Source organism: Pseudomonas sp. NPDC087626, assembly GCF_044743405.1.
In the GTDB taxonomy this organism is placed as follows: domain Bacteria; phylum Pseudomonadota; class Gammaproteobacteria; order Pseudomonadales; family Pseudomonadaceae; genus Aquipseudomonas.
This window is the reverse complement of the sequence record NZ_JBIUWJ010000034.1, coordinates 1-21,217: the sequence shown is the minus strand read 5'-3', so window position 1 is coordinate 21,217 and position 21,217 is coordinate 1. Positions and strand designations below refer to the sequence as shown.

At 64.1% G+C, this 21,217-nt stretch carries 15 protein-coding genes and 1 riboswitch; of the genes, 7 read left to right on the top strand and 8 right to left on the bottom strand.

Going from position 1 to position 21,217, the window contains the following annotated elements:
* Positions 1-112 precede the first annotated feature (112 nt).
* The 6 genes from ACIOVD_RS23130 to ACIOVD_RS23105 all read left to right on the top strand — a co-directional run bounded on the left by ACIOVD_RS23130 (position 113) and on the right by ACIOVD_RS23105 (position 8,941).
* A complete protein-coding gene (locus ACIOVD_RS23130) occupies positions 113-1,531 on the top strand; it encodes a sigma-54-dependent Fis family transcriptional regulator (RefSeq protein ID WP_095170381.1) in 1,419 nt (472 codons plus the stop codon).
* Positions 1,532-1,807: 276 nt separating this feature from the next.
* The gene (locus tag ACIOVD_RS23125) at positions 1,808-3,199 is read left to right on the top strand and encodes a GntP family permease (protein ID WP_095170380.1); all 1,392 of its coding nucleotides are present in this window, start codon (positions 1,808-1,810) and stop codon (positions 3,197-3,199) included.
* A 7-nt stretch (positions 3,200-3,206) separates the two neighbouring features.
* A complete protein-coding gene (locus ACIOVD_RS23120; RefSeq protein WP_159995218.1) occupies positions 3,207-3,980 on the top strand; it encodes a 3-hydroxybutyrate dehydrogenase in 774 nt (257 codons plus the stop codon).
* Between the two features lie 45 nt (positions 3,981-4,025).
* Positions 4,026-5,981: an acetoacetate--CoA ligase gene (locus ACIOVD_RS23115; RefSeq protein WP_401130417.1), complete on the top strand. Its 1,956-nt coding sequence runs from the start codon at positions 4,026-4,028 to the stop codon at positions 5,979-5,981.
* A gap of 96 nt (positions 5,982-6,077) precedes the next feature.
* On the top strand, positions 6,078-8,624 hold the full coding sequence (locus tag ACIOVD_RS23110; RefSeq protein WP_401130415.1) for a PAS domain-containing protein: 2,547 nt from the start codon (positions 6,078-6,080) through the stop codon (positions 8,622-8,624).
* Positions 8,625-8,665: 41 nt separating this feature from the next.
* Positions 8,666-8,941 carry a peptidylprolyl isomerase gene (locus tag ACIOVD_RS23105; RefSeq protein WP_095170376.1) on the top strand — a complete coding sequence of 92 codons (276 nt, stop codon included), beginning with the start codon at positions 8,666-8,668 and terminating at the stop codon, positions 8,939-8,941.
* Positions 8,942-8,949: 8 nt separating this feature from the next.
* On the opposite strand, the gene ACIOVD_RS23100 is transcribed toward ACIOVD_RS23105, so the two are convergent.
* The 4 genes from ACIOVD_RS23100 to ACIOVD_RS23085 form a co-directional block, all read right to left on the bottom strand.
* Positions 8,950-9,879 (bottom strand): sugar kinase, encoded by a 930-nt coding sequence (locus ACIOVD_RS23100; protein WP_401130413.1) that lies wholly within the window; start codon positions 9,877-9,879, stop codon positions 8,950-8,952.
* A 65-nt stretch (positions 9,880-9,944) separates the two neighbouring features.
* On the bottom strand, positions 9,945-11,162 hold the full coding sequence (locus ACIOVD_RS23095; RefSeq protein WP_401130411.1) for an amino acid deaminase: 1,218 nt from the start codon (positions 11,160-11,162) through the stop codon (positions 9,945-9,947).
* A gap of 35 nt (positions 11,163-11,197) precedes the next feature.
* Positions 11,198-11,962, bottom strand: a complete 765-nt coding sequence (locus ACIOVD_RS23090) for an IclR family transcriptional regulator (protein WP_095170373.1) — start codon at positions 11,960-11,962, stop codon at positions 11,198-11,200.
* Between the two features lie 20 nt (positions 11,963-11,982).
* Positions 11,983-12,372 (bottom strand): RidA family protein, encoded by a 390-nt coding sequence (locus ACIOVD_RS23085; protein ID WP_095170372.1) that lies wholly within the window; start codon positions 12,370-12,372, stop codon positions 11,983-11,985.
* A gap of 251 nt (positions 12,373-12,623) precedes the next feature.
* On the opposite strand from ACIOVD_RS23085, the gene ACIOVD_RS23080 reads away from it, so the two are divergent.
* Complete coding sequence (locus tag ACIOVD_RS23080) at positions 12,624-13,700, top strand: diguanylate cyclase (protein WP_401130408.1); 1,077 nt, start codon at positions 12,624-12,626, stop codon at positions 13,698-13,700.
* A 204-nt stretch (positions 13,701-13,904) separates the two neighbouring features.
* Here ACIOVD_RS23080 and ACIOVD_RS23075 read toward each other — a convergent pair whose 3' ends face one another.
* The 4 genes from ACIOVD_RS23075 to cobW form a co-directional block, all read right to left on the bottom strand.
* The gene (locus ACIOVD_RS23075; protein ID WP_256585529.1) at positions 13,905-14,516 is read right to left on the bottom strand and encodes a VWA domain-containing protein; all 612 of its coding nucleotides are present in this window, start codon (positions 14,514-14,516) and stop codon (positions 13,905-13,907) included.
* A 53-nt stretch (positions 14,517-14,569) separates the two neighbouring features.
* On the bottom strand, positions 14,570-15,577 hold the full coding sequence (locus tag ACIOVD_RS23070) for an ATP-binding protein (protein ID WP_401130406.1): 1,008 nt from the start codon (positions 15,575-15,577) through the stop codon (positions 14,570-14,572).
* A 117-nt stretch (positions 15,578-15,694) separates the two neighbouring features.
* On the bottom strand, positions 15,695-19,525 hold the full coding sequence (cobN, locus tag ACIOVD_RS23065) for a cobaltochelatase subunit CobN (RefSeq protein WP_401130404.1): 3,831 nt from the start codon (positions 19,523-19,525) through the stop codon (positions 15,695-15,697).
* Positions 19,526-19,528: 3 nt separating this feature from the next.
* Positions 19,529-20,605, bottom strand: coding sequence for a cobalamin biosynthesis protein CobW (gene cobW, locus ACIOVD_RS23060; protein ID WP_401130402.1), 1,077 nt, complete (start codon positions 20,603-20,605; stop codon positions 19,529-19,531).
* Between the two features lie 98 nt (positions 20,606-20,703).
* Positions 20,704-20,915, bottom strand: a riboswitch (cobalamin riboswitch).
* Between the last annotated feature and the right edge of the window lie 302 nt (positions 20,916-21,217).

Below are 21,217 nucleotides of genomic sequence, written 5' to 3'. Positions count from 1 at the left end.
CCACATTGGATCTGTGGTGTTCACACAAACAGCGAAAACAGCACATTCCTGTGGGAGCGAGTTTGCTCGCGATGAGGCCACCACACCCCACACACCTCTCGGAAATGAACCGATGAACACCGGCGAAAACCTCAAGGACTACCAACGCGTACGCTCGCTGGCGATCCGCTCACTGTTCGAGATCATCGAGCAATCCAGCGAAGGCACGGTGATAGTCGACCGCGACGCCAACATCGTCTGGATGAACGAGCGCTATGCCCGGCGCTTTGGCCTGGAATCGGCCGCCGTGGCCATCGGCAAGGCCTGCGAAAGCGTGATCCCCGGCAGTTTGCTGCGTGAGGTGGTGCGCAGCGGCCGGCCGATCCTGCTGGACATGCAGGACACCTCCAAGGAACCACTGGTGGTGATGCGCCTGCCGATCCACGACGATGCCGGGACCGTGATCGGTGCCATCGGCTTTGCCCTGTTCGATGAGCTGCGCAGCCTGTCGCCGATGCTCAAGCGCTACCTGAGCATGCAGGAAGAATTGGCCTCCACCCGCTCCTTGCTGCGGGCCCGCCAGGCCAAGTACACCTTTGCCCATTTCATCGGCACCAGCGCCGCCAGCCTGGAGGTCAAGCGCCGTGCCCGACGCAGCGCCAGCACCGACTCGCCGGTGTTGCTGCTGGGGGAAACCGGTACCGGCAAGGAACTGCTGGCCCAGGCAATTCACAGCGCCTCGCCCCGGGCACATAAAGCTTTTGTCAGCATCAACAGCGCGGCGATTCCCGAAGCGCTGCTGGAAGCCGAGTTTTTCGGCACGGCCCCGGGCGCCTTCACCGGCGCCGATCGCAAGGGACGCGCCGGCAAGCTGCAAATCGCCCAGGGCGGCACGCTGTTTCTCGATGAGATCGGCGACATGCCCCTGCCCCTGCAAAGCAAATTGCTGCGGGTGCTGCAGGAGAAGGAATTCGAGCCGGTGGGCTCCAATGAAATGATCCAGAGTGACGTGCGAGTGATCGCCGCGACCTCCACCGACCTTGAAGCGGCGATCAAACGCGGCGAGTTTCGCGCCGACCTGTATTACCGCCTCAACGTCCTGCCGATCCAGGTGCCGCCCCTGCGCGAGCGCCTCGACGACCTGCCCGCCTTGAGCGAAGCGATTCTCGAAGAACTGCGCAGCCAGCACGAACTCGACCAACCGGCCCTGGAATTGCTGGGCCAACACGCCTGGCCGGGCAACATCCGCGAACTGCGCAACGTGCTGGAGCGCGCGGCACTGCTCAGCGACGACCTGATCCTCGACGCCAGCGAAATTCGCGCGGCAATCGGCAGCCTGGTGCCCGTGCAACGCGCGGCAGCCGTGCTGATCGAGCCCCAACTGAACGAAACCTTCAGCGCCGCCCGCGAACGTTTCGACCGGCAGTTGATCCAGAACACCCTGGCCCAATGCGCGGGCAAGGTGCCGCAAGCTGCGGTTCGGCTGGGGCTGGGGCGGTCGACCTTGTACAAGAAGATGGTGGCGCTGGGAATTGTCGAGTCTCCCTATTGAGACTTTAGTCTTTACAGAGAGACAAGTACTGCGCTATCACGAGTAAGCCCTGCCCCTACAGGCGTTTACCCTCCCCTGTAGGAGCGAGGCTTGCCCGCGATGACGTTATCCCCGTCGACAAATATCTCAATACTGAGACAAATTATTAAAAAATATTACCAGCAAAGAAAATAAATCTTATAAATCAACAACTTAAAGACCTGGCACAAAACCCGCTATAGCCCCTCCCACACCTGCTTTACCCCCTAAAAAAATAACAATCGAAGGAGACACACCATGAGTGTGATCATTGCCTTGGCAGCCCTCGCGCTGCTGATGCTCGCAGCCTACCGTGGCTATAGCGTTATCCTCTTTGCCCCGATTGCCGCCCTTGGCGCCGTCCTGCTGACCGACCCCTCCGCCGTTGCGCCCGCCTTTACCGGGGTGTTCATGGAGAAAATGGTCGGCTTCATCAAACTGTATTTCCCGGTCTTCCTGCTCGGTGCAGTGTTCGGCAAGCTGATCGAGCTGTCGGGTTTCTCGCGCTCGATCGTGGCCGCCGCCATCCGCCTGTTGGGCACCCGCCAGGCGATGCTGGTGATCGTGCTGGTCTGCGCCTTGCTCACCTACGGCGGCGTCTCGCTGTTCGTCGTGGTGTTCGCGGTGTACCCCTTCGCGGCCGAGATGTTCAAGCAGAGCAACATTCCCAAGCGGCTGATCCCGGCCACCATCGCCCTCGGCGCTTTCTCGTTCACCATGGATGCCCTGCCGGGCACCCCGCAAATCCAGAACATCATCCCCAGTACCTTCTTCAACACCACCGCCTGGGCTGCGCCGTGGCTGGGAGTAATTGGCACGATTTTCGTGTTCTGCGCCGGCATGCTGTTTCTCCAGCGCCAGCGCAACAAGGCCCAGCGCAGCGGTGAAGGTTATGGCAGCGTGCTGCGCAACGAACCGGAAACCGCCGAGGATATCAAGCTGCCCAACCCCTGGCTGGCCCTGTCGCCGCTGCTGGCGGTGGGCATCATGAACCTGCTGTTCACCCACTGGATTCCCCAGTGGTACGGCAAGACCCACAGCCTCAGCCTGCCCGGCATGACCGCGCCAGTGACCACCGAAATCGCCAAGCTCACCGCCATCTGGGCCGTGCAGGCGGCCTTGCTGGTAGGCATCCTGATGGTGCTGGTGTTCGGCTTCCAGGCGATTCGCAGCAAGCTCGCCGAAGGCAGCAAGAGTGCGGTCAGCGGCGCCCTGCTGGCGGCCATGAACACCGCCTCGGAATACGGCTTCGGTGCGGTCATCGCCTCCCTGCCGGGCTTCCTGGTGCTGGCCGACTGGCTCAAAAGCATCCCCAACCCGCTGGTCAATGAAGCAATTACCGTGACCCTGCTGGCCGGCATCACCGGTTCCGCCTCGGGCGGCATGAGCATCGCGCTGGCCGCCATGGCCAACGACTTCATCGCTGCCGCCCACGCCGCCAACATCCCCCTGGAAGTGCTGCACCGGGTGGCGGCCATGGCCAGTGGCGGCATGGACACCCTGCCCCACAACGGCGCGGTGATTACCCTGCTGGCGGTCACGGGCCTGACCCACCGCGAAGCCTACAAAGACATTTTCTGTATTACGCTGATCAAGACCCTGGCGGTCTTCGTCGTTATCGCTACCTTCTACGCCACCGGCATTGTGTGAGGCATTCATGACATTTCTATCGGGCAAGACCGCACTGGTCACCGGCTCCACCAGCGGCATCGGCCTGGGCATCGCGCTGAGCCTGGCCAAGGCCGGCGCCAACCTGGTCCTCAATGGTTTTGGCGACGCCTCCCAGGTCATCGCCGACGTCGGGCAATTCGGCGGCAAGGTCGGCCATCACCCGGCCGACGTCAGCGATCCGGCGCAAATCGCCGAGATGCTCGCCTACGCCGAGCGCGAGTTCGGTGGCATCGACATCCTGGTCAACAACGCCGGGATCCAGCATGTGTCCGCCGTGGAGGACTTCCCCGTGGAGCGCTGGGATTCGATCATCGCGATCAACCTGTCCTCGGTGTTCCACAGCACCCGCCTGAGCCTGCCGGGCATGCGCGCCAAAGGCTGGGGACGGATCATCAATATCGCCTCGGTGCATGGCCAGGTCGGGTCAGTGGGCAAGGCCGCGTACGTCGCCGCCAAGCATGGGGTGATCGGCCTGACCAAGGTGGTCGGCCTGGAAACCGCCACCAGCAACATCACCTGCAACGCCATCTGCCCTGGCTGGGTGCTGACACCGCTGGTGCAGAAGCAGATCGATGACCGCGCCGCCGCCGGTGTCGAGCCGCAGCAAGCGCAGCATGACCTGCTGGCCGAGAAACAACCGTCGCTGGAATTTGTCACCCCGCCGCAACTGGGCGAACTGGTGCTGTTCCTCTGCAGCGACGCCGGCAGCCAGGTGCGTGGCGCGGCGTGGAATATCGATGGCGGGTGGCTGGCGCAGTAACCCACGCACAGCGCCACCTGCCCCCCTAAAAATAAGAGGCAAGTCATGTCCGAAATCCTTTGGCAACCCAGCCCCGAACGCATCGCCCAGACCCGCATGGAAGCCTTCCGGCGCCTGTGCAACCAGCGCCACACCCTGGCAATCGCCGACTACCCGGCCCTGCACCAGTGGAGCATCGACCAGCGCGAAGACTTCTGGCAGGCCATCGTCGACTACTTCGGCATCACCTTCCACCAGCCCCCCGAAACGGTGTTGTGTGAAGGCCGGCAGATGCCCAGCGCCGAGTGGTTTCCCGGGGCCACCCTGAATTTTGCCGAACACCTGTTGCGCCGGCGCGACGAGGCGGTGGCGGTGATCGCCATCGGCGAAGATGGCCGGCGCGAACAGCTGAGTTTTGCCGAGCTGGCCAGCCACGTGGCCGGCCTGCAGAAGAGCCTGCAAGCGGCCGGCGTCGGCCTTGGCGACCGGGTCGCGGCGTGCATGCCCAACACCTGGCAAACCCTGGTCGGCATGCTTGCCACCACCAGCCTGGGGGCGGTCTGGTCCTGTTCTTCGCCGGACTTCGGCACCCAGGGGGTGATCGACCGGTTCGGCCAGATCGAACCCAAGGTGCTGATTACCTGTGCCGGTTATCACTATTCTGGCAAGACCATCGACCAAACCCCCAAGCTCAACGAAATACTCCAGCGCCTGCCGTCCCTGGAACACCTGATCATCGTGCCGTACGCCCGTCCCCAGGCGCGTACCGAGGACTATCTGAGCCAGGCCAGCGTCAGCCTGTGGCAGGACTTCTATCGGCCCGGCGGCGAGCCTGAATTTGTCGCCGTGCCCTTCGCCCATCCGCTGTACATCCTCTATTCCAGTGGCACCACCGGCGTGCCCAAATGCATCATCCACAGCACCGGTGGCGTGCTTCTGCAACACGTCAAGGAACACGGCCTGCATGTCGACCTCGGGGCCGCCGACCGGTTGTTCTACTACACCACCTGCGGCTGGATGATGTGGAACTGGCTGGTCTCGGCACTCGCCGTGGGCAGCAGTATCGTGTTGTACGACGGCTCGCCCTTCCACCCTGGACCGCAACGCTTGCTCGACCTGATCGAGCACGAGCGCATCACCGTCTTCGGCACCAGCCCCAAATACCTGGCCACCCTGGAAAGCCACGGCCTGCAGCCGCGCTTGAGCCACGACCTGAGCAGCCTCAAGACCCTGCTCTCGACCGGCTCGGCGCTGTCGCCCCACAGCTACGACTACGTTTACCGGCAGATCAAGCCTGACCTGTGCCTGGCCTCGATGTCCGGCGGCACCGACATCATCTCCTGCTTTGTCGCCGGCAACCCGTGGCTACCGGTGCGCCGCAGCGAAATGCAGGGCAAGGGCCTGGGCATGGCCATCGAAGTGTGGAACGACGCCGGCCAACGGGTGATTGGCGAGAAAGGCGAACTGGTCTGCACCCGGCACTTTCCGGCCATGCCCATTGGCCTGTGGAATGACCCGTTGCAGGAAAAACTCCACGACTCCTACTTCAGCCAGTTCCCCGGCGTCTGGGCCCAGGGCGACTACGCCGAAGAACTGCCCCATGGTAGCTGGATGATCCATGGCCGCTCCGACGCCGTGCTCAACCCCGGCGGCGTGCGCATCGGTACCGCGGAAATCTACCGCCAGGTGGAAAAGGTCCCGCAGGTGCAGGATTGCGTCGCCATCGGCCAACAGTGGCAGGACGACGTGCGCGTGGTGCTGTTCGTGCGCCTGGCCGACGGCGTGGTACTGGACGAGGCCCTGGAGCAGCAGATTCGCCAGGTGATCCGCACCAACACCACGCCCCGTCATGTGCCGGCAAAAATCCTCGTGGTCAGCGACATCCCGCGCACCATCAGCGGTAAGGTGGTCGAGCTGGCGGTACGCAATGTGGTGCACGGCCGGCCGGTGAAAAACACCGACGCCCTGGCCAATCCAGAGGCGCTGGAGCAATTTCGCCAACGCCCGGAACTGCAGGAGTAGCGCTGGTCGCAATGAAATCGGGCAGCGACGAGACTTTTTCGGCAGCCAGGCGTCTACATCCTCGACATGCCCGATGACAGGACGCAGGAATCCGCGATGAATCACTCCCCCAACGGCGGCGACGCCCAGGCCCTGATTGCCCGCCTCGACTGGACACAAAGCCCGCTGGGGGCTGCCAGCCAGTGGCCACAGAGCCTGCGCACCGCGGTGGACATCGTGATTCACTCGCCAATGCCCATGCTCCTGCTCTGGGGCCCGCAACTGGCGCAGATCTACAACGACGGCTTCGCCCTGCTGGCCGGTAACAAACACCCCGAGGCGTTCGGCCAGCCAACGCACCTGACGTGGCCGGAGCTCGAGGATTTCACCACCCCGATCTACCACGCGGTACTGCAGGGCCAGGTACGCTCCTACAGCGAGCAACGGTTCAGCCTGCAACGCGAAGGCCAGGAACAGGAATTCTGGCTGGACCTGACCTACAGCCCGATACGCGACGAACATGGGCAGGTGGCCGGGATCCTGGTCACCGCCATCGAAACCAACGAACGCCGGCGCATCGCCCTGGAGCTCAAGCAACGCTCGGACGCCAGCCTCAAGGCCCAGCAAGACAGCGAGCAGCGCCTGCAACTGGCCCTCGCCGCCACCGAGTCGGTCGGCACCTGGGACTGGGATATCGGCAGCGACCGTTTTCTCGCCGATGCCCATTTCGCCCAGTTGCACGGCGTCGACCCGAGCCGCGCCAGCCAGTTGCCCATCAGCGAGTACCTGCACGGCGTACACCCGGAAGACCGGGCCATGGTCACGCGCAGCATCAAGCACTGCATCAGCCACGCCGGCGAATACGCCGAGGAATACCGTCTGCTGCAGGCCAATGGCGAGGTGCGCTGGGTGTTTGCCCGGGGCCGCTGCTACAAGGATCACCACGGCCGGCCGATCCGCTTTCTCGGCGCCGCCCTCGACCTGACCGAGCGCAAGCACACCGAACAGGCGCTGCGCCAAAGCCAGACCGAACTGCAACTGATCATCAACGCGATGCCGGTGCTGATCGGCTATGTCGACCACGAGCAACGCTTTCGCCTGAACAACAGCGCCTACCTCGACTGGTACGGCATGACCCCGCAGGAGTTGTACGGCAAATCCATCCTCGAGATTCTCGGCGCGGACATGTATGCCACGCGGCTGGAGCATATCCAGGCGGCGCTGGCCGGCAAGGCCTGCAGCTTCGAGGCCTACTCCCCGCACCGCGACGGTCGCCCGCGGTACGCGCTGATGAAGTACCTGCCGCGCTTCGGCCCGGATGGCTCGGTGAATGGTTTCTACATTTTCGTGATCGACGAAACCGAGCGCAAACAGACCGAGGAAGCCCTGCGCAACCTCAATGAAACCCTGGAGGAACGGGTAGCCGCGCGCACCCAGGCGCTGGCCGAGGTCAACCAGCGCCTGCAGAACGAAATGTTCGAGCGCGAACGGGCCGAGGATGCCTTGCGCCATGCGCAGAAAATGGAAGCGGTGGGACAGCTCACCGGTGGCATCGCCCATGACTTCAACAATATGCTGACCGGCATCATCGGCAGCCTGGACCTGATCCAGCGCTACATCGACGATGGCCGTACCGAGGACATCGGGCGCTTCGCCGAGGCGGCCGTGGCCTCGGCCAATCGTGCCGCCGCCCTGACCCACCGCCTGCTGGCCTTCTCCCGCCGGCAATCGCTGGATCGCCAACCGCTGGACCCCAACAGCCTGGTGCGCTCGCTCGAAGAGTTGATCCGCCGGACCAAGGGTGAACAGATCGAATTGAAGTTCGATCTGGCCCCCGGCGTGTGGCCGGTCAATACCGACGCCGGGCAGTTGGAAAATGCCCTGCTCAACCTGGTGATCAACGCCCGCGATGCCATGCCCGACGGCGGTGAATTACTGATTGAAACCGCCAATAGCTACCTCGACGGCAGCGACATCAGCACCCTGGAACCGGTCAAGGCGGGCGACTACGTAATGCTCGGCGTGCGCGACAATGGCTCAGGCATGAGTCCACGCGTCCTGGCCAAGGCCTTCGACCCCTTTTTCACCACCAAGCCCATTGGCCAGGGCACCGGCCTGGGCTTGTCGATGATCTACGGTTTTGCCCAGCAATCCGGCGGCCACGCCACCCTCAGCAGCGAACCCGGCGAGGGCACCTGCGTGCGCTTGTACCTGCCGCGCCTGCACAGCCCGGCGCTGGCGGCGGTGCCCACGCCGAACCTGGGCGGCGCCTTCGCGGTCGCCGGTGAGTCGGTGGTGCTGGTGGAGGACGATCCGGCGGTGCGCCTGCTGGTGCTCAACGTGCTCACGGAACTGGGCTACAACACCCAGGCCGCCGAAGATGCCCACAGCGCGTTGCCCTTGCTGGAATCGGAGTTGCGCATCGATCTGCTGGTGACCGACGTCGGCCTGCCCGGGATGAATGGCCGGCAACTGGCGGAGATCGCCCGCCAGCATCGCCCCGAGCTGAAAGTGCTGTTCATGACCGGTTATGCGCAACAGGCCGCCGAACGCCAGGACTTCCTCGACGAGGGCATGGACCTGCTGGCCAAGCCGTTTACCATCGAGCAACTGGCCGGCAAGATTCGCCAGATGATCCGCCCCGCAGGCGGATATCAGGCATAATCGCGCCCCGCCGCCACCACCGTTCCAGGGTAACTGTCCGAATGAAAGCTCAAGCCCGCCATATTCTGGTGAAAACCGCCGATGAGGCCGAACAGCTCAAGCAACGCATCGCCAAGGGCGAGGCGTTCGATGTGCTGGCCAAGAAATACTCTACCTGCCCGTCCGGCAAGCGCGGCGGCGACCTCGGCGAAGTACGGCCCGGGCAAATGGTCGGCGCCATCGATGCGGTGATTTTCAAAAAGCCATTGCGCGTGGTCCACGGGCCGATCAAGAGCAAGTTCGGCTATCACCTGGTGCAGGTGTTCTACCGCGACTGAGCCCGGCTTCAGACCCTGGGAATCAACGCCCCCGGGACCTGGATCACTCGACTGGCCAAGCGGTGACCGGCCTCTGCCGCCTGCGCCGGAGTGCCGCCACCCAGCCGGCTGGCCAGGTACGCCGCACTGAATGAATCACCGGCGGCCGTGGTGTCCAGCACCTGGTCGACGCGCTGCGCTGCCACTTCGAAATGCTCGCCGTTACAGCGAATCAGGCACGACTCGGCGCCCCGCTTGAGCACCACCTGCGGCGTACCGATCTGTTGGTACGCGGCAAACACCGCCTCAGCCCCGGAAAAGTGGAACAGCGCCTGCTCGTCCTCCAGGGTCAGCAGCGCCAGGTCGACATAGGGCAGCACCTCGCGATACGCCGTCCGCGCCTGTTCGACACTGCTCCACAGGCGTGGACGGTAGTTGTTGTCGAAGACGATCTGCGCTGCGCGCTGACGCGCCTCGACCAGGGTTTCGATGAGCTTCTTGCGCCCCTCCTCACCCAGCACGGCCAGGGTGATGCCACTGAAATACAGCACATCATAGTCGGGCAACGCGGCCAGGATCGGCGTCGCTGCCGCGGTGGTGAAGCAGTCGCGCACCGCCGCTTCATTGCGCCAATAGAGGAATCGGCGCTCCCCCGCCGCGTCGGTCTGGATGCAATACAAACCCGGCAAGCGCCCCGGCAGGCGCTGGACCATGCCCAGGCCAATGCCCTCGTCCACCCAACTCTGGCACATGGCGTCGCTGAAGCTGTCATCGCCCAGCGCCGTGACGTAATCGACCCGGGCCCGCTCGCCCAGTTCGCGCGACAGGTAGACCGCGGTGTTCAAGGTGTCACCGCCGAAGCTCTGCTGCAGGCTGCCGTCGGCGCGCTGTTGCAACTCGATCATGCACTCGCCGATCAGGGCGATGCGTGGTGGATTGGGGCCGCTGAAGGTTTTCATTATCCTGGGGAATCCTGAGCTTTTGGTGTGGGCTTGCCCGCGAAGGCAGCAACTCGTTTGCGGGTCTAGAAACAGGTTTGCATGCTTTCAATCACCCGCAACTGCTCATCCACCAACAACCCAGTGCGCCATTTATCGAACGTCAGGCACGGGTGCGAAGTGCCGAACGAAATGATGTCGCCGACCCGCAATTCAATGCCCGGAGCCACCGTCATGAAGGCGTGCTGGTCCATCACCGCCGTAACCTTGCACGCCGCCACGTCATCACCCACCGCCGGTATCACACCGGCTGGGTAGCGGCGCAACGGCACCGGCAAGCCGGCGTCATAGGCCACGTCGCGCTTGCCCAGGGCAATCACCGCGAAGCCCGGTTCCGGTAACGACTGCACATGGGCCCAGACTTCCAGTGCCGGGCGCAGACCTTCGTGCAGGTCGCTACGGCGATCCAGCACGCAGCATTGCGCCTCTTTGTAGATGCCATGGTCGTGAGCCACATAACTGCCTGGGCGCAACACACTGAGGAAACGCCCCGCCGCGTTCTGCGCCGCGAAGGATTCGGCGATCAGGTCGTACCAGGCCGACCCCGATGCCGTGACGATCGGTCGCTCGATGGCGAACGCCCCGCTGTCTTGCAACTGCACGGCCAGGCGCACCAGGGAGGCGGCGAACTGACGAATGCCACTGACCGCCTGCTCACCGTGGATCACCCCTTCGTAACCTTCAATGCCGGTCAAGGCCAGGCCCGGGTGGGCCTCGATTGCCGCCGCCAGCGCCAGCACTTCGGCTTCGCTGCGGCAACCACAACGGCCGCCGACCACGCCGTACTCGATCATTACGTTCAAGCGCTGGCCACGTGCGGCAAAAAAACCGCCGAGGTCGGCGACGTTGTCCGGGTGGTCGACCATGCAGTGGAAATCAAAGTCCGGGTCGGCCAATAGCTCGGCAATCAGCGCCATGTTCGGTGCGCCGACCAACTGGTTGGCCATCAACACCCGACGCACGCCGTGGGCGTAGGCGGCTCGGGTCTGCACGGCGGTGGCCAGGGTAATGCCCCAGGCACCGGCCGCCAGTTGGCGACGGAACAGGGCCGGGGTCATGCTGGTCTTGCCGTGGGGCGCCAGTTGCGCGCCGCTGGCAGTAACGAACTGCTGCATCCAGGTGATGTTGTGCTCAAGCGCTGCGCGGTGCAGCACCAGCGCCGGCAGGCTGACGTCGCGCACCAGGTGCGCACCCACCGGCGCAGCGCCTTTTTCCACGGCAGCGATATTCAACGTAGAAGACATGCTTTCACTCCTTGCACGGCCGGCAGCGGCCAGGGTTATTCGTTGAGGCGCCGGGCCATGCGGTTGGCGCTGTCGATCAGCACCCGACGGTAGGCGTCGTAGTTGTTAATGGCGTCGGCCCTTGGGGCGACGATGCACAAGGTGGCAATGGCCACCCCATCCGGGTCTTTTACCGGGGCGGCAAAACAATGGGTGAAGGTGTCGGCCACGCTGTCGAAAGAGAAGAACCCATCGACCCCGGCCTGGCGAATCTGCGCCAGGAAAAGCGCCAACGGCAATGGCTGGCCGTCAGGCAGGATGAAGTCCTCGGCGGCAATCAGCTCGACAATCTGCTGGTCGCTCAGGTGCGCCAGCAGCAGGCGCCCGGACGCGGTCCAGGGGATCGGCGCGTTCTCGCCGATGTCCGAGGAAATACGAAAATGCCGCTGGCCTTCCTGCATCAGCGCCACCGTGTATTTGCGCCCGTTGAGCAGGCACATCTGCGCGGTTTCGCCGGTCTGGCTGACAATCTCCTGCAGGGCCTGCCTGGCCTCGCGGGTGAGGTCGAAATGACGCAAGTGCGCCTGCCCCAGGAAGTACAGCTGGCGGCCCAGGTACACATGCCCGTCCTTGCCCACCGGCTGCAGGATCCGCCGTTCCAGCAGGGCCGCCACCAGCTCATAGACCGTGGACTTCGGGCTGCCGATGCCGTTGGCGATATCGTTGGGACGCAGCGGCTCGCCGATTTCCTTGAGGAAGTCGAGAATATCGAACGCCCGGTCCAACCCGCGGGCCCGACGCTTGATAGTGTCGTCACTCATGGTTGCGGCCTCCCCGGGCTTCAGGCTTTTTTCTTGTACGCGACGCAATCGATCTCGACCTTGCAGTCGACCATCATGTTCGCTTGCACACAGGCCCGGGCCGGCGCGTGTTCCGGGCTGAAGTACTCGGAGAAGACCTTGTTGAAGCTCCAGAAATCCCGCGGGTCCGCCAGCCAGACACCAGTGCGCACCACGTCCTCGAGGCCATACCCGGCTTCTTCGAGGATCGCCACCAGGTTGCGCAGGGTCTGGTGAGTCTGCTCGACAATCCCGCCGACAATGATTTCGCCATCCACCGCCGGCACCTGCCCGGACACATGTAGCCAGCCGTCGGCTTCAACGGCGCGGGCGAAAGGACGCGGCTGACCGCCACCGGCGGTACTGCCGGTGCCATAACGAGTGATGCTCATGGTGGATCTCCTGCTTGAGAAACAATTTACTTTTCCGCTATAGCGGAATTGAATATGTAATAGCGGAATACATGGCCAAAAGTGTGCCACAGCCCGCCGGAAAAATCCCAACGTATTTGTTCACCCAGTGCGATCAACGCGGCACCACCAACCCGGTGGGCTATTGGACAACACCGCGTTGGCCTGCTTTTATTCAAGCTTCAGCCGACATCCGTGTGCGTCCGGGTATTCCAGGGAAAACAAGGCAAGTGATGTTCAAGACCATTGAAGATGAAGTGCTGAAAAAAGCTGCCCCGGCAGCCTTGCAACGGGAATTTGCGCAGTATCACTTCGAGCGGCAACGGCGTTTCTGCCTGTTGATCTACATCGCCAGCATCGTGATCTGGCTGGTCTTCGACCTGATCGTCAGCTTCCTGGGTGGGCAGCGTTTTACCTACCTCTCGCCAGTGTTCCTGGGGGCACTCTCGATCATCGCGATCATTCTGGGGTTCACCCACAAGGCCCGGCACTTTCACCGACTCAATGTATTGTTCGTGCTGGTCATGACCCTGGGCGTGCGCATGGTCACCCACGGTTTGCCCGTGAGCTTGCAGCCAGCCTGGCTGATGCTGGGCGCCTCCAGCATCCTCTACAGCGCTTCGGTACTGCCACTGAGCCGCGGCTCGTTCTACTGTTCACTGATAATCATCTGGCTGGTGCTCAACCCCTTCTACGGCACCGATATAGAACTGCTGGGCCTCAAGGGTGCGATGGCGGCCTGCTACTCGGTGTTCCTCAGCGCGATGACCCTCTACAGCTTTATCAAACTGCGCCAGGCCAGGCTCTATGCCTACATCATGACGAAGCTGCTGCTGGACCAGGCCTACCTCGACACGCTGACCGAAATCCCCAACCGCCGCTCGTTCATGACCACCGCCACCAAACAACTGCAAGCGCGCCCGCGCAAGCGTGCCCATTATCTGGCGATGATCGATATCGACAATTTCAAGAAGGTCAACGATACCTACGGCCACGACATTGGCGATCTGGTGCTCAAGCGCATCGCAGCCGCTATCAAGGCGGTCATGGCCGATTACGAATATGCGCGCCTGGGGGGCGAGGAATTTGCGGTCTACCTGTCCGAGGTCAGCCACGACGACGTCGAGCACCTCGCCGCACGCCTGTGCCGGGAAGTGCGCGAAGACCCGAGCGAATACCCGGTGACCGTCAGCATCGGCCTGACCCGAGTGGCCGACAGCGACTCGTTGAACCAGGCACTGAGAAAAGCCGACGAAGCACTGTACCTGGCCAAACACAGCGGCAAGGACCGTTATACCTTTGCGGCGTGAAGTCACGAGCGTGTTCACGATGCCAGTCAAGAAACCTGTGGGAGCCGACGGAGATCGTCATCGCGGGCAAGCCCGCTCCCACGGGGGAAATTCGTACACCAGGAATAAGCAGGTCGGCCGATAGGCCGCCTCGCCCGCTTTTATCACTCAGGCCGACTGCCAGGTCGCCGTGCTTTTGCTCCTGGTCTTGATCCGCCTGCCCCTTCAGCCCACCCCAAGATCATCAATATGCCGATACTCAGCCCCCAACTCCCGAGCCAGATCCCGAGCCCGACCCAGGCGAATCGGACCACGCTCAATATCCACCAACACACTCGGACAACCAAACGCCACCAGGTTCGGCCAAGCCTTGAGGCGACCATCAGTCACCAACAACACACGCTGAACTTCCGCCGGAAAGCGTTTTTGCCGCCGAACCAACCACTGCCCCGCCTCGCCAAGGGCCGCCAACAACGGCGTACCTCCCCCGGCCCCCAACCCCTCAAGCCAATCGCGCAGACTGCCGGAAGCCTTTAAACCCTGGACCTGCCAACTCGGTGCCAGGCCGCTGACGGTAAGCAAGGCCAGGCGCGCACGTTGCCGGTAGGCGTCGTCGAACACCTGCGCCAACAGCCCCTTGGCATCCCCCAGCGCCTGATGCCGGCGGGTCGAGGCCGAAGCATCGACAATCACCAGCCACAGTTCGTGAGGCGCACGGCTGCGCAAATGGAACAACAGCGCGTCGCGGCTGCGCGGCCGGCCCTTGAGCAGCGTCCCCGGCCAATCCACCGACCCGCTGCCAGCGGTCCGCCGTGGCCCCTGCCGGCCATTGTGCAAGCGCCCCGCCCGGGGCCTGGCATCCGCCCCCGCATCACAGCGCGGGCGAATGCCTAGGGCTTTTTTGGCCAGCTCGGCACTTCTCGGCGCGCACCGGTGGGCAGCGCCTGGGCCGGCATTTCGCCCCACTGGCCCTGGCCTGAATCGACGCTAGGTGATTGCGGGGCAGACGCCGGGGGCGCTGGTTGTGGGTCCGAAGCGGGCGGCGGGGCCTGGCGACGGCGATGGCGCAAGGCAAACTCAGCGACTGCCTCGATATCGCCGTCCTCGATCGCCGTTGCCCCGCGCCACGCGGCATGGGCGCGGGCAGCGCGCAGCCATACCAGGTCAGCACGCAAGCCATCGACCCCGGCGGCGAAACAGCGTTCGGTAATCTGTGCCAGCGCCTGATCGTCGAGGGCGATCTCACTCAGCAGCCGGCGCGCTTGCTGACAACGTTCACGCAGGGCCAACTGGGCTGCCTCCCACTGCGCACAGAACGCCTGCGGATCGCTGTCGAAATCCAGGCGGCGGCGGATGATCTGCCCGCGCTCCAGCGGCGCAGTGTGGCCACTGAGTGCGACATTCAGGCCAAAGCGATCGAGCAGTTGCGGACGTAGCTCGCCCTCTTCCGGGTTCATGGTGCCGATCAGCACAAACCGCGCCGGATGACGGTGGGAAATGCCGTCGCGCTCGATCAGGTTAGTACCGCTGGCTGCCACGTCGAGCAGCAGGTCCACCAGGTGATCGGGCAGCAGATTGACTTCATCGACGTACAGCACCCCACCGTCGGCCTTGGCCAGGACCCCAGGGGAAAACTGCGCGCGACCCTCGCTCAATGCCGCATCCAGGTCCAGGGTGCCGACCAGGCGTTCTTCGGTTGCGCCCAGGGGCAAGGTGACGAACTGCCCGCTGGCCAGCAGGTCGGCCAGGCCACGGGCCAGGGTCGACTTGGCCATGCCGCGCGGCCCTTCGATCAGCACGCCGCCGATTTTCGGGTCGATGGCGCTCAGGCACAGCGCCAGCTTCAGGGCGTCGGCGCCGACCACGGCGGACAGCGGGAAATGGGGGGTGTCGGTCATCTCAGGTCTCGACTACAACGGTTGTCTGTCACAGCGCTTTCACTGGCAAGCCAGCTCCCCCAAGTCCGCGTAGATCCTGTGGGAGCTGGCTTGCCAGCGAAACGATCGCACATGGGTTCAAGAATCTTCTTCAATATCCAGCAGCAAGTGTTCCAGCGCCTCACGGTACTCACCAGGCGCTTGCCACAGCCCGCGCTGTTGCGCTTCGAGCAGGCGCTCGGTCATGTCACGCAGTGCATGGGGATTATGCTGGCGCACGAACTCGCGGGTCGAGGGGTCCAGCAGGTAGGCGTCGGCCAGCAAAGCGTACTGGTGATCGTCGATCAACTGCGTGGTGGCGTCGAAGGCAAACAGGTTGTCCACGGTCGCCGCCAGTTCGAAAGCACCTTTGTAGCCATGGCGCTTGACCCCTTCGATCCACTTCGGGTTGGCGGCACGGGAACGGATGACCCGGTTCAGTTCTTCCTTCAGCGTGCGGATCTTCGGTAGGTCCGGCTGGCTGTGATCGCCGTGATAACTCGCCGCCGCTGCACCGCTGAGGGTTTCCACGGCGGCCAGCATGCCGCCCTGGAACTGGTAATAGTCGTTGGAATCGAGCAAGTCGTGCTCGCGGTTGTCCTGGTTCTGCAACACCGCCTGGACCTGGCTCAGGCGCTGGGCGAACTGGCTGCGCGCGGCAGTACCCTCGTCGGCGCCGCCGTAGGCATAGCCACCCCAGTTCAGGTAGACCTCGGCCAGGTCTTCGCGGCTTTGCCACAGGCGGCCATCGATGGCGCCCTGCACGCCCGCCCCATAGGCGCCCGGCTTGGCACCGAAGATCCGCCAACCGGCCTGGCGCGCCGCCGCGTCGCTATCGAGCCCCGCCTGCTGCAAGGCTTGACGCTCCTCACGGACCTTGGCCGCCAGCGGGTTCATGTCATCCGGTTCATCCAGTGCAGCCACGGCTTGCACCGCGGCATCGAACAGGCGGATCAGGTTGGCGAAGGCATCGCGAAAGAACCCCGAAACACGCAGGGTCACGTCTACTCGCGGGCGGTCCAGCAGGCTCAGCGGCAGGATTTCGAAATCGTCGACCCGCTGGCTGCCCGTGGCCCAGACCGGACGCACGCCCATCAATGCCATGGCCTGGGCGATGTCGTCGCCGCCGGTGCGCATGGTGGCCGTGCCCCATACCGACAGGCCGAGCTGACGCAAGTGATCGCCGTGGTCCTGCAGGTGGCGTTCGAGGATCAGATTGGCCGACTGGAAACCGATGCGCCAGGCGGTGGTGGTCGGCAGGTTGCGCACGTCCACCGAGTAGAAGTTACGGCCGGTGGGCAGCACGTCGAGACGCCCGCGACTTGGCGCGCCACTCGGGCCGGCCGGGACAAACCGCCCGGCCAGGGCATCGAGCAAACCGCGCATTTCCGCCGGGCCACAGGCATCCAGGCGCGGTGCAACGACTTCGCGCAGGTGGCCGATGATCGCGTTGACTTCAGCCCAGCATGGGTCCTGGGGGAGCAAGCCCGTGGAGCCAATCGCTTCGCGAGCAGGCTCGCTCCCACGGGGGAACGGCTGCGGCGCAAGCGGGGTGACTGCCTGCTCGATCAACTGCGCGGCAAACAGCTCAAGGCGCTCGCGGGTATCGCCGGCGGTGCGCCAGGCGTCCTCGCCGAGACCCTGCAACTCGTCCGGCTTGGGGCCGCTCCACGGTGCCGACAACTCACAGTCCAGCGGATCAAAGCCCAGGCCGAACGCCTTGGCCAAGGCCCGCAGCAAGCTCGACTGCGCGCCCCGCCCGTCGCCCCGGGGAATGCGCAACAGGGCCAGCAAGGTGTCGATACGCAGGCGCCCGCTGGGCGATTCGCCGAACACATGCAGGCCATCGCGAATCTGCGACTCCTTGAGGTCGCACAGGTAGGTGTCCAGGCGCGGCAGCCAGATCGCCGCATCGGCCTGGCTGTCGAGTTTGCCGTCCAGTTGCAATTCCCGATCGATGTGGGTTTCGCGCACCAGTTCGAGAATCTCCCGTTGCAGCTCACGGGCGCGCCGTGGGTCGAGCAACTGGGCTTCGTAGTACTCGTCCGCCAGCAACTCGAGGTTGCGCAGCGGTCCATAGGTTTCGGCGCGGGTCAGCGGTGGCATCAGGTGATCGATGATCACCGCCTGGGTCCGGCGCTTGGCCTGGGCGCCCTCTCCCGGGTCATTGACGATAAACGGATAGATGTTCGGCAGCGGCCCCAGCAGCGCATCTGGCCAGCAACTCTCAGACAGGCCGACGCCCTTGCCCGGTAGCCATTCAAGGTTGCCGTGCTTGCCCACGTGAACCAGTGCATGGGCGCCGTAGACCTGGCGCAGCCAGAAATAGAACGCCAGGTAACCGTGGGGCGGCACCAGGTCGGGGTCGTGATAGACCGCGCTCGGGTCGACCTGATAACCCCGCGCCGGCTGGATGCCGACGAAGGTCAGGCCAAAACGCAGCCCGGCGATCATCATCCGCCCACCGCGGAACATCGGGTCGTCCTGCGGCGCGCCCCAACGCTCCAGCACCGCCGCGCGATTGGCGGCGGGCAAGGCGTCGAACAGCGCGTGATAGTCATCCAGAGCCAGGCTTTGCTGGCAGGGACGCTGGTCGATGCTGTCCAGGTCGTTACTGACCCCGCCGAGCAGTTGGCGGATCAGCTCGGTGCCGCTGTCCGGCAGCTCGCCAGGCAGCGGATAACCTTCGGCCTGCAGCGCCCGCAGGATGTTCAAGGCCGCGGCCGGGGTGTCCAGGCCAACGCCATTGCCGATCCGGCCGTCACGGGTCGGGTAGTTGGCGAGAATCAACGCCACGCGTTTTTGCCCATTCTCCACCCGCGCCAGTTCGCTCCAGCGGCGCGCCAGTTCGGCGACAAAATCCATGCGCTCCGGTTGCGCCCGGTAGCAGACCACGTCGCACTGGCTGCGCTCGCTGCGCCAGGCCAGGTCCTTGAAGCTGATGGGACGGCTGATGATGCGCCCGTCCAGTTCCGGCAAGGCAATGTGCATCGCCAGGTCCCGCGGCCCCAGGCCCTGTTCGCTGGCGCGCCAGCCCGGCTCGTTGTCCTGGGCGCAGATCGCCTGGATCACCGGGATGTTGCGGCGAAACGGCCGCAGGTGCGGCGCTTCCGGGCTGGATTGGGCAAACCCGGTGGTATTGAGAATCACCGAGGCCTGGACTTGATCCAGCCAGTCCTCGACCACCGCCAGGCAACCGGGCTCTTTCAGGCTGGCCAGGGCAATCGGCAACGGGTTGAGCCCCGCCGCCTGCAAGCGCTGGCAGAAAATATCGATGAAGGCGGTGTTGGCCGCCTGCAAATGGGAACGGTAGAACAGCACTGCCGCCACCGGCTGCCCGGCCTGCCAGTCGGCTTGCCATGAGGCCAGGTCGGGCTGGCTGTGCCGCGGGTGATAGATCGCGGTACGCGGCAGGGCTTGCGGTTCGGCCCACGGGTAGTCGCGCCCGAGCCAGCGACTGGCCAGGCAGCGGTACAGGTCCAGGGCATTGCTTTTGCCGCCCTGGCGCAGGAAGTGCCACAGCCGCTCGCGGTCCTGCACCGGCACCGTACTCAGGTCGCTGAGCTCCGGATCGGGACGGTCATCGCCCGGCACCAGGATCAGTTGCACCCCGCGCTTGGACAGCTCCACCAGACGCTCGACGCCGTAGCGCCAATAGCCGATGCCACCGTGCAGCGAAATCAGGATGACCTTGGCATGGCGCAGCACCTGGTCGACGTAGAGGTCGACCGACGCATGGTTCTGCACCTGCATCGGGTTGGCCAGGCGCAGACTCGGGTAGTCATCCGGCAGTTGCTGGGCCACTTCGGCCAACAGTGCCAGGCTGGAGTCGCCGCTGCACAGGATCACCAGGTCGGCGGGGGTTTGCCCGAGGTCGGCAATGTTGTCGTCGGCAACAAAACCGCCGGGCTGGGTCCTGAGCAGGTGCATGGGTCAGACGCTGAGCGCGGCGCGCAGTTGCGCTTCGAGCAAGGACGCATCCAGCGCCTGGCCGATCAGCACCAGGCGTGTGGTACGTGCTTCGTCCGCGCCCCACTGCCGGTCGAAATGCTTGTCGAAGCGCGTGCCCACGCCCTGGATCAGCAAGCGCATCGGCTTGTTCGGGATCGCGGCGAAACCCTTGACCCGCAGGATGCCGTGCTGGACCACCAGTTGGGTCAAGGCATCGAGCAGCAGGCTTTCGTCGGCTTGCGGCAGTTCGATGGAGATCGAGTCGAAGGCGTCGTGATCGTGGTCATCGTGATCATCGTGATCATCACCGTCGTGATGGTGATCGTGATGGCTGTGGCGGCTGTCGATGTGTTCTTCGGAACCGGCACCCAGGCCAATCAGCACGTCGAGCGGCAAGCGCCCGCTGCTGGCTTCGATGATCTTGACCGCTGGCGGCAGCTCCTCGGCAACTTCCAGGCGTACCCGGGCCAGGTCTTCAGGGCTGATCAGGTCGGCCTTGTTGAGGATTACCAGGTCGGCACTGGCCAGTTGGTCGGCGAACAGTTCGTGCAGCGGCGACTCGTGGTCCAGGTTCGGGTCGAGTTTGCGCTGGGCGTCGACCTGGTCCGGGAAGGCGGCGAAGGTGCCAGCGGCCACGGCCGGGCTGTCGACCACGGTGATCACCGCGTCGACTGTGCAGGCGCTGCGGATTTCCGGCCACTGGAAGGCCTGGACCAGCGGCTTGGGCAAGGCCAGGCCGGATGTTTCGATGAGGATGTGGTCGAGGTCGCCGCGACGGGCCACCAGTTCGCGCATCACCGGGAAAAACTCTTCCTGGACGGTGCAGCACAGGCAGCCGTTGGCCAGCTCATACACCCGGCCTGTAGCTTCTTCTTCGGTGCAACCGATGGTGCACTGCTTGAGGATGTCGCCGTCGATGCCCAGCTCGCCGAACTCGTTGACGATCACCGCAATGCGACGGCCCTGGGCGTTGTCGAGCATGTGCCGCAGCAAGGTGGTTTTACCCGAGCCGAGGAAGCCGGTGACGATGGTGACGGGGAGTTTGGCCAGTGTTTTCATCGGATGCCCTTTGGCAAGGTGGCGGGCATACGGGACGAGAAGCCACAACGCGCAGGCGTGCGGAAAGCGTTCGCCACCGGATCACCCCGCCCGGTTGTAGTGAGAATCTGGATCGAGGCAGGTCTCCTGGCTGACGGTGGGCCGGTCTTTCGACTGGCGGTTCCTGCGCCTTCCCGCCGCTTGAGATCAAGCGTGCAGTGGCCTGGCAGAAACAGCACCGTTCACAGTTGCGGGGGCAGCCGCGGCATCAACCGCGTTCCCTTCTTAGCTTCGGCGCACGCGCCAAAGAACCTCGAAGGCGCAAGGCTACGCATCGCGTCGGGGCGGGTCAATGTTCATGCCGTGTTCTGTGGTGCCAGGAATGCGGCCATCGCGGGCAAGCCTTGCTCCTACAGGGGAGTGGGAACACTGGTGGCAGCGGGTTTGCCCGCGATGGGCATAGGTATCTACACAACTTTGTAGCGGTCTGTGGCGAGGGGGCTTGCTCGTGTGGCGGCCTCTGGGGTGTTGGATTAGACCGAGTACATATCCATTTTTGCGGTAATGGCCTCCTATGGTTCCGCTTTTACAGCGGCTCACTTTTGGAGGAGCCCAAAAGTAAGCAAAAGGCTC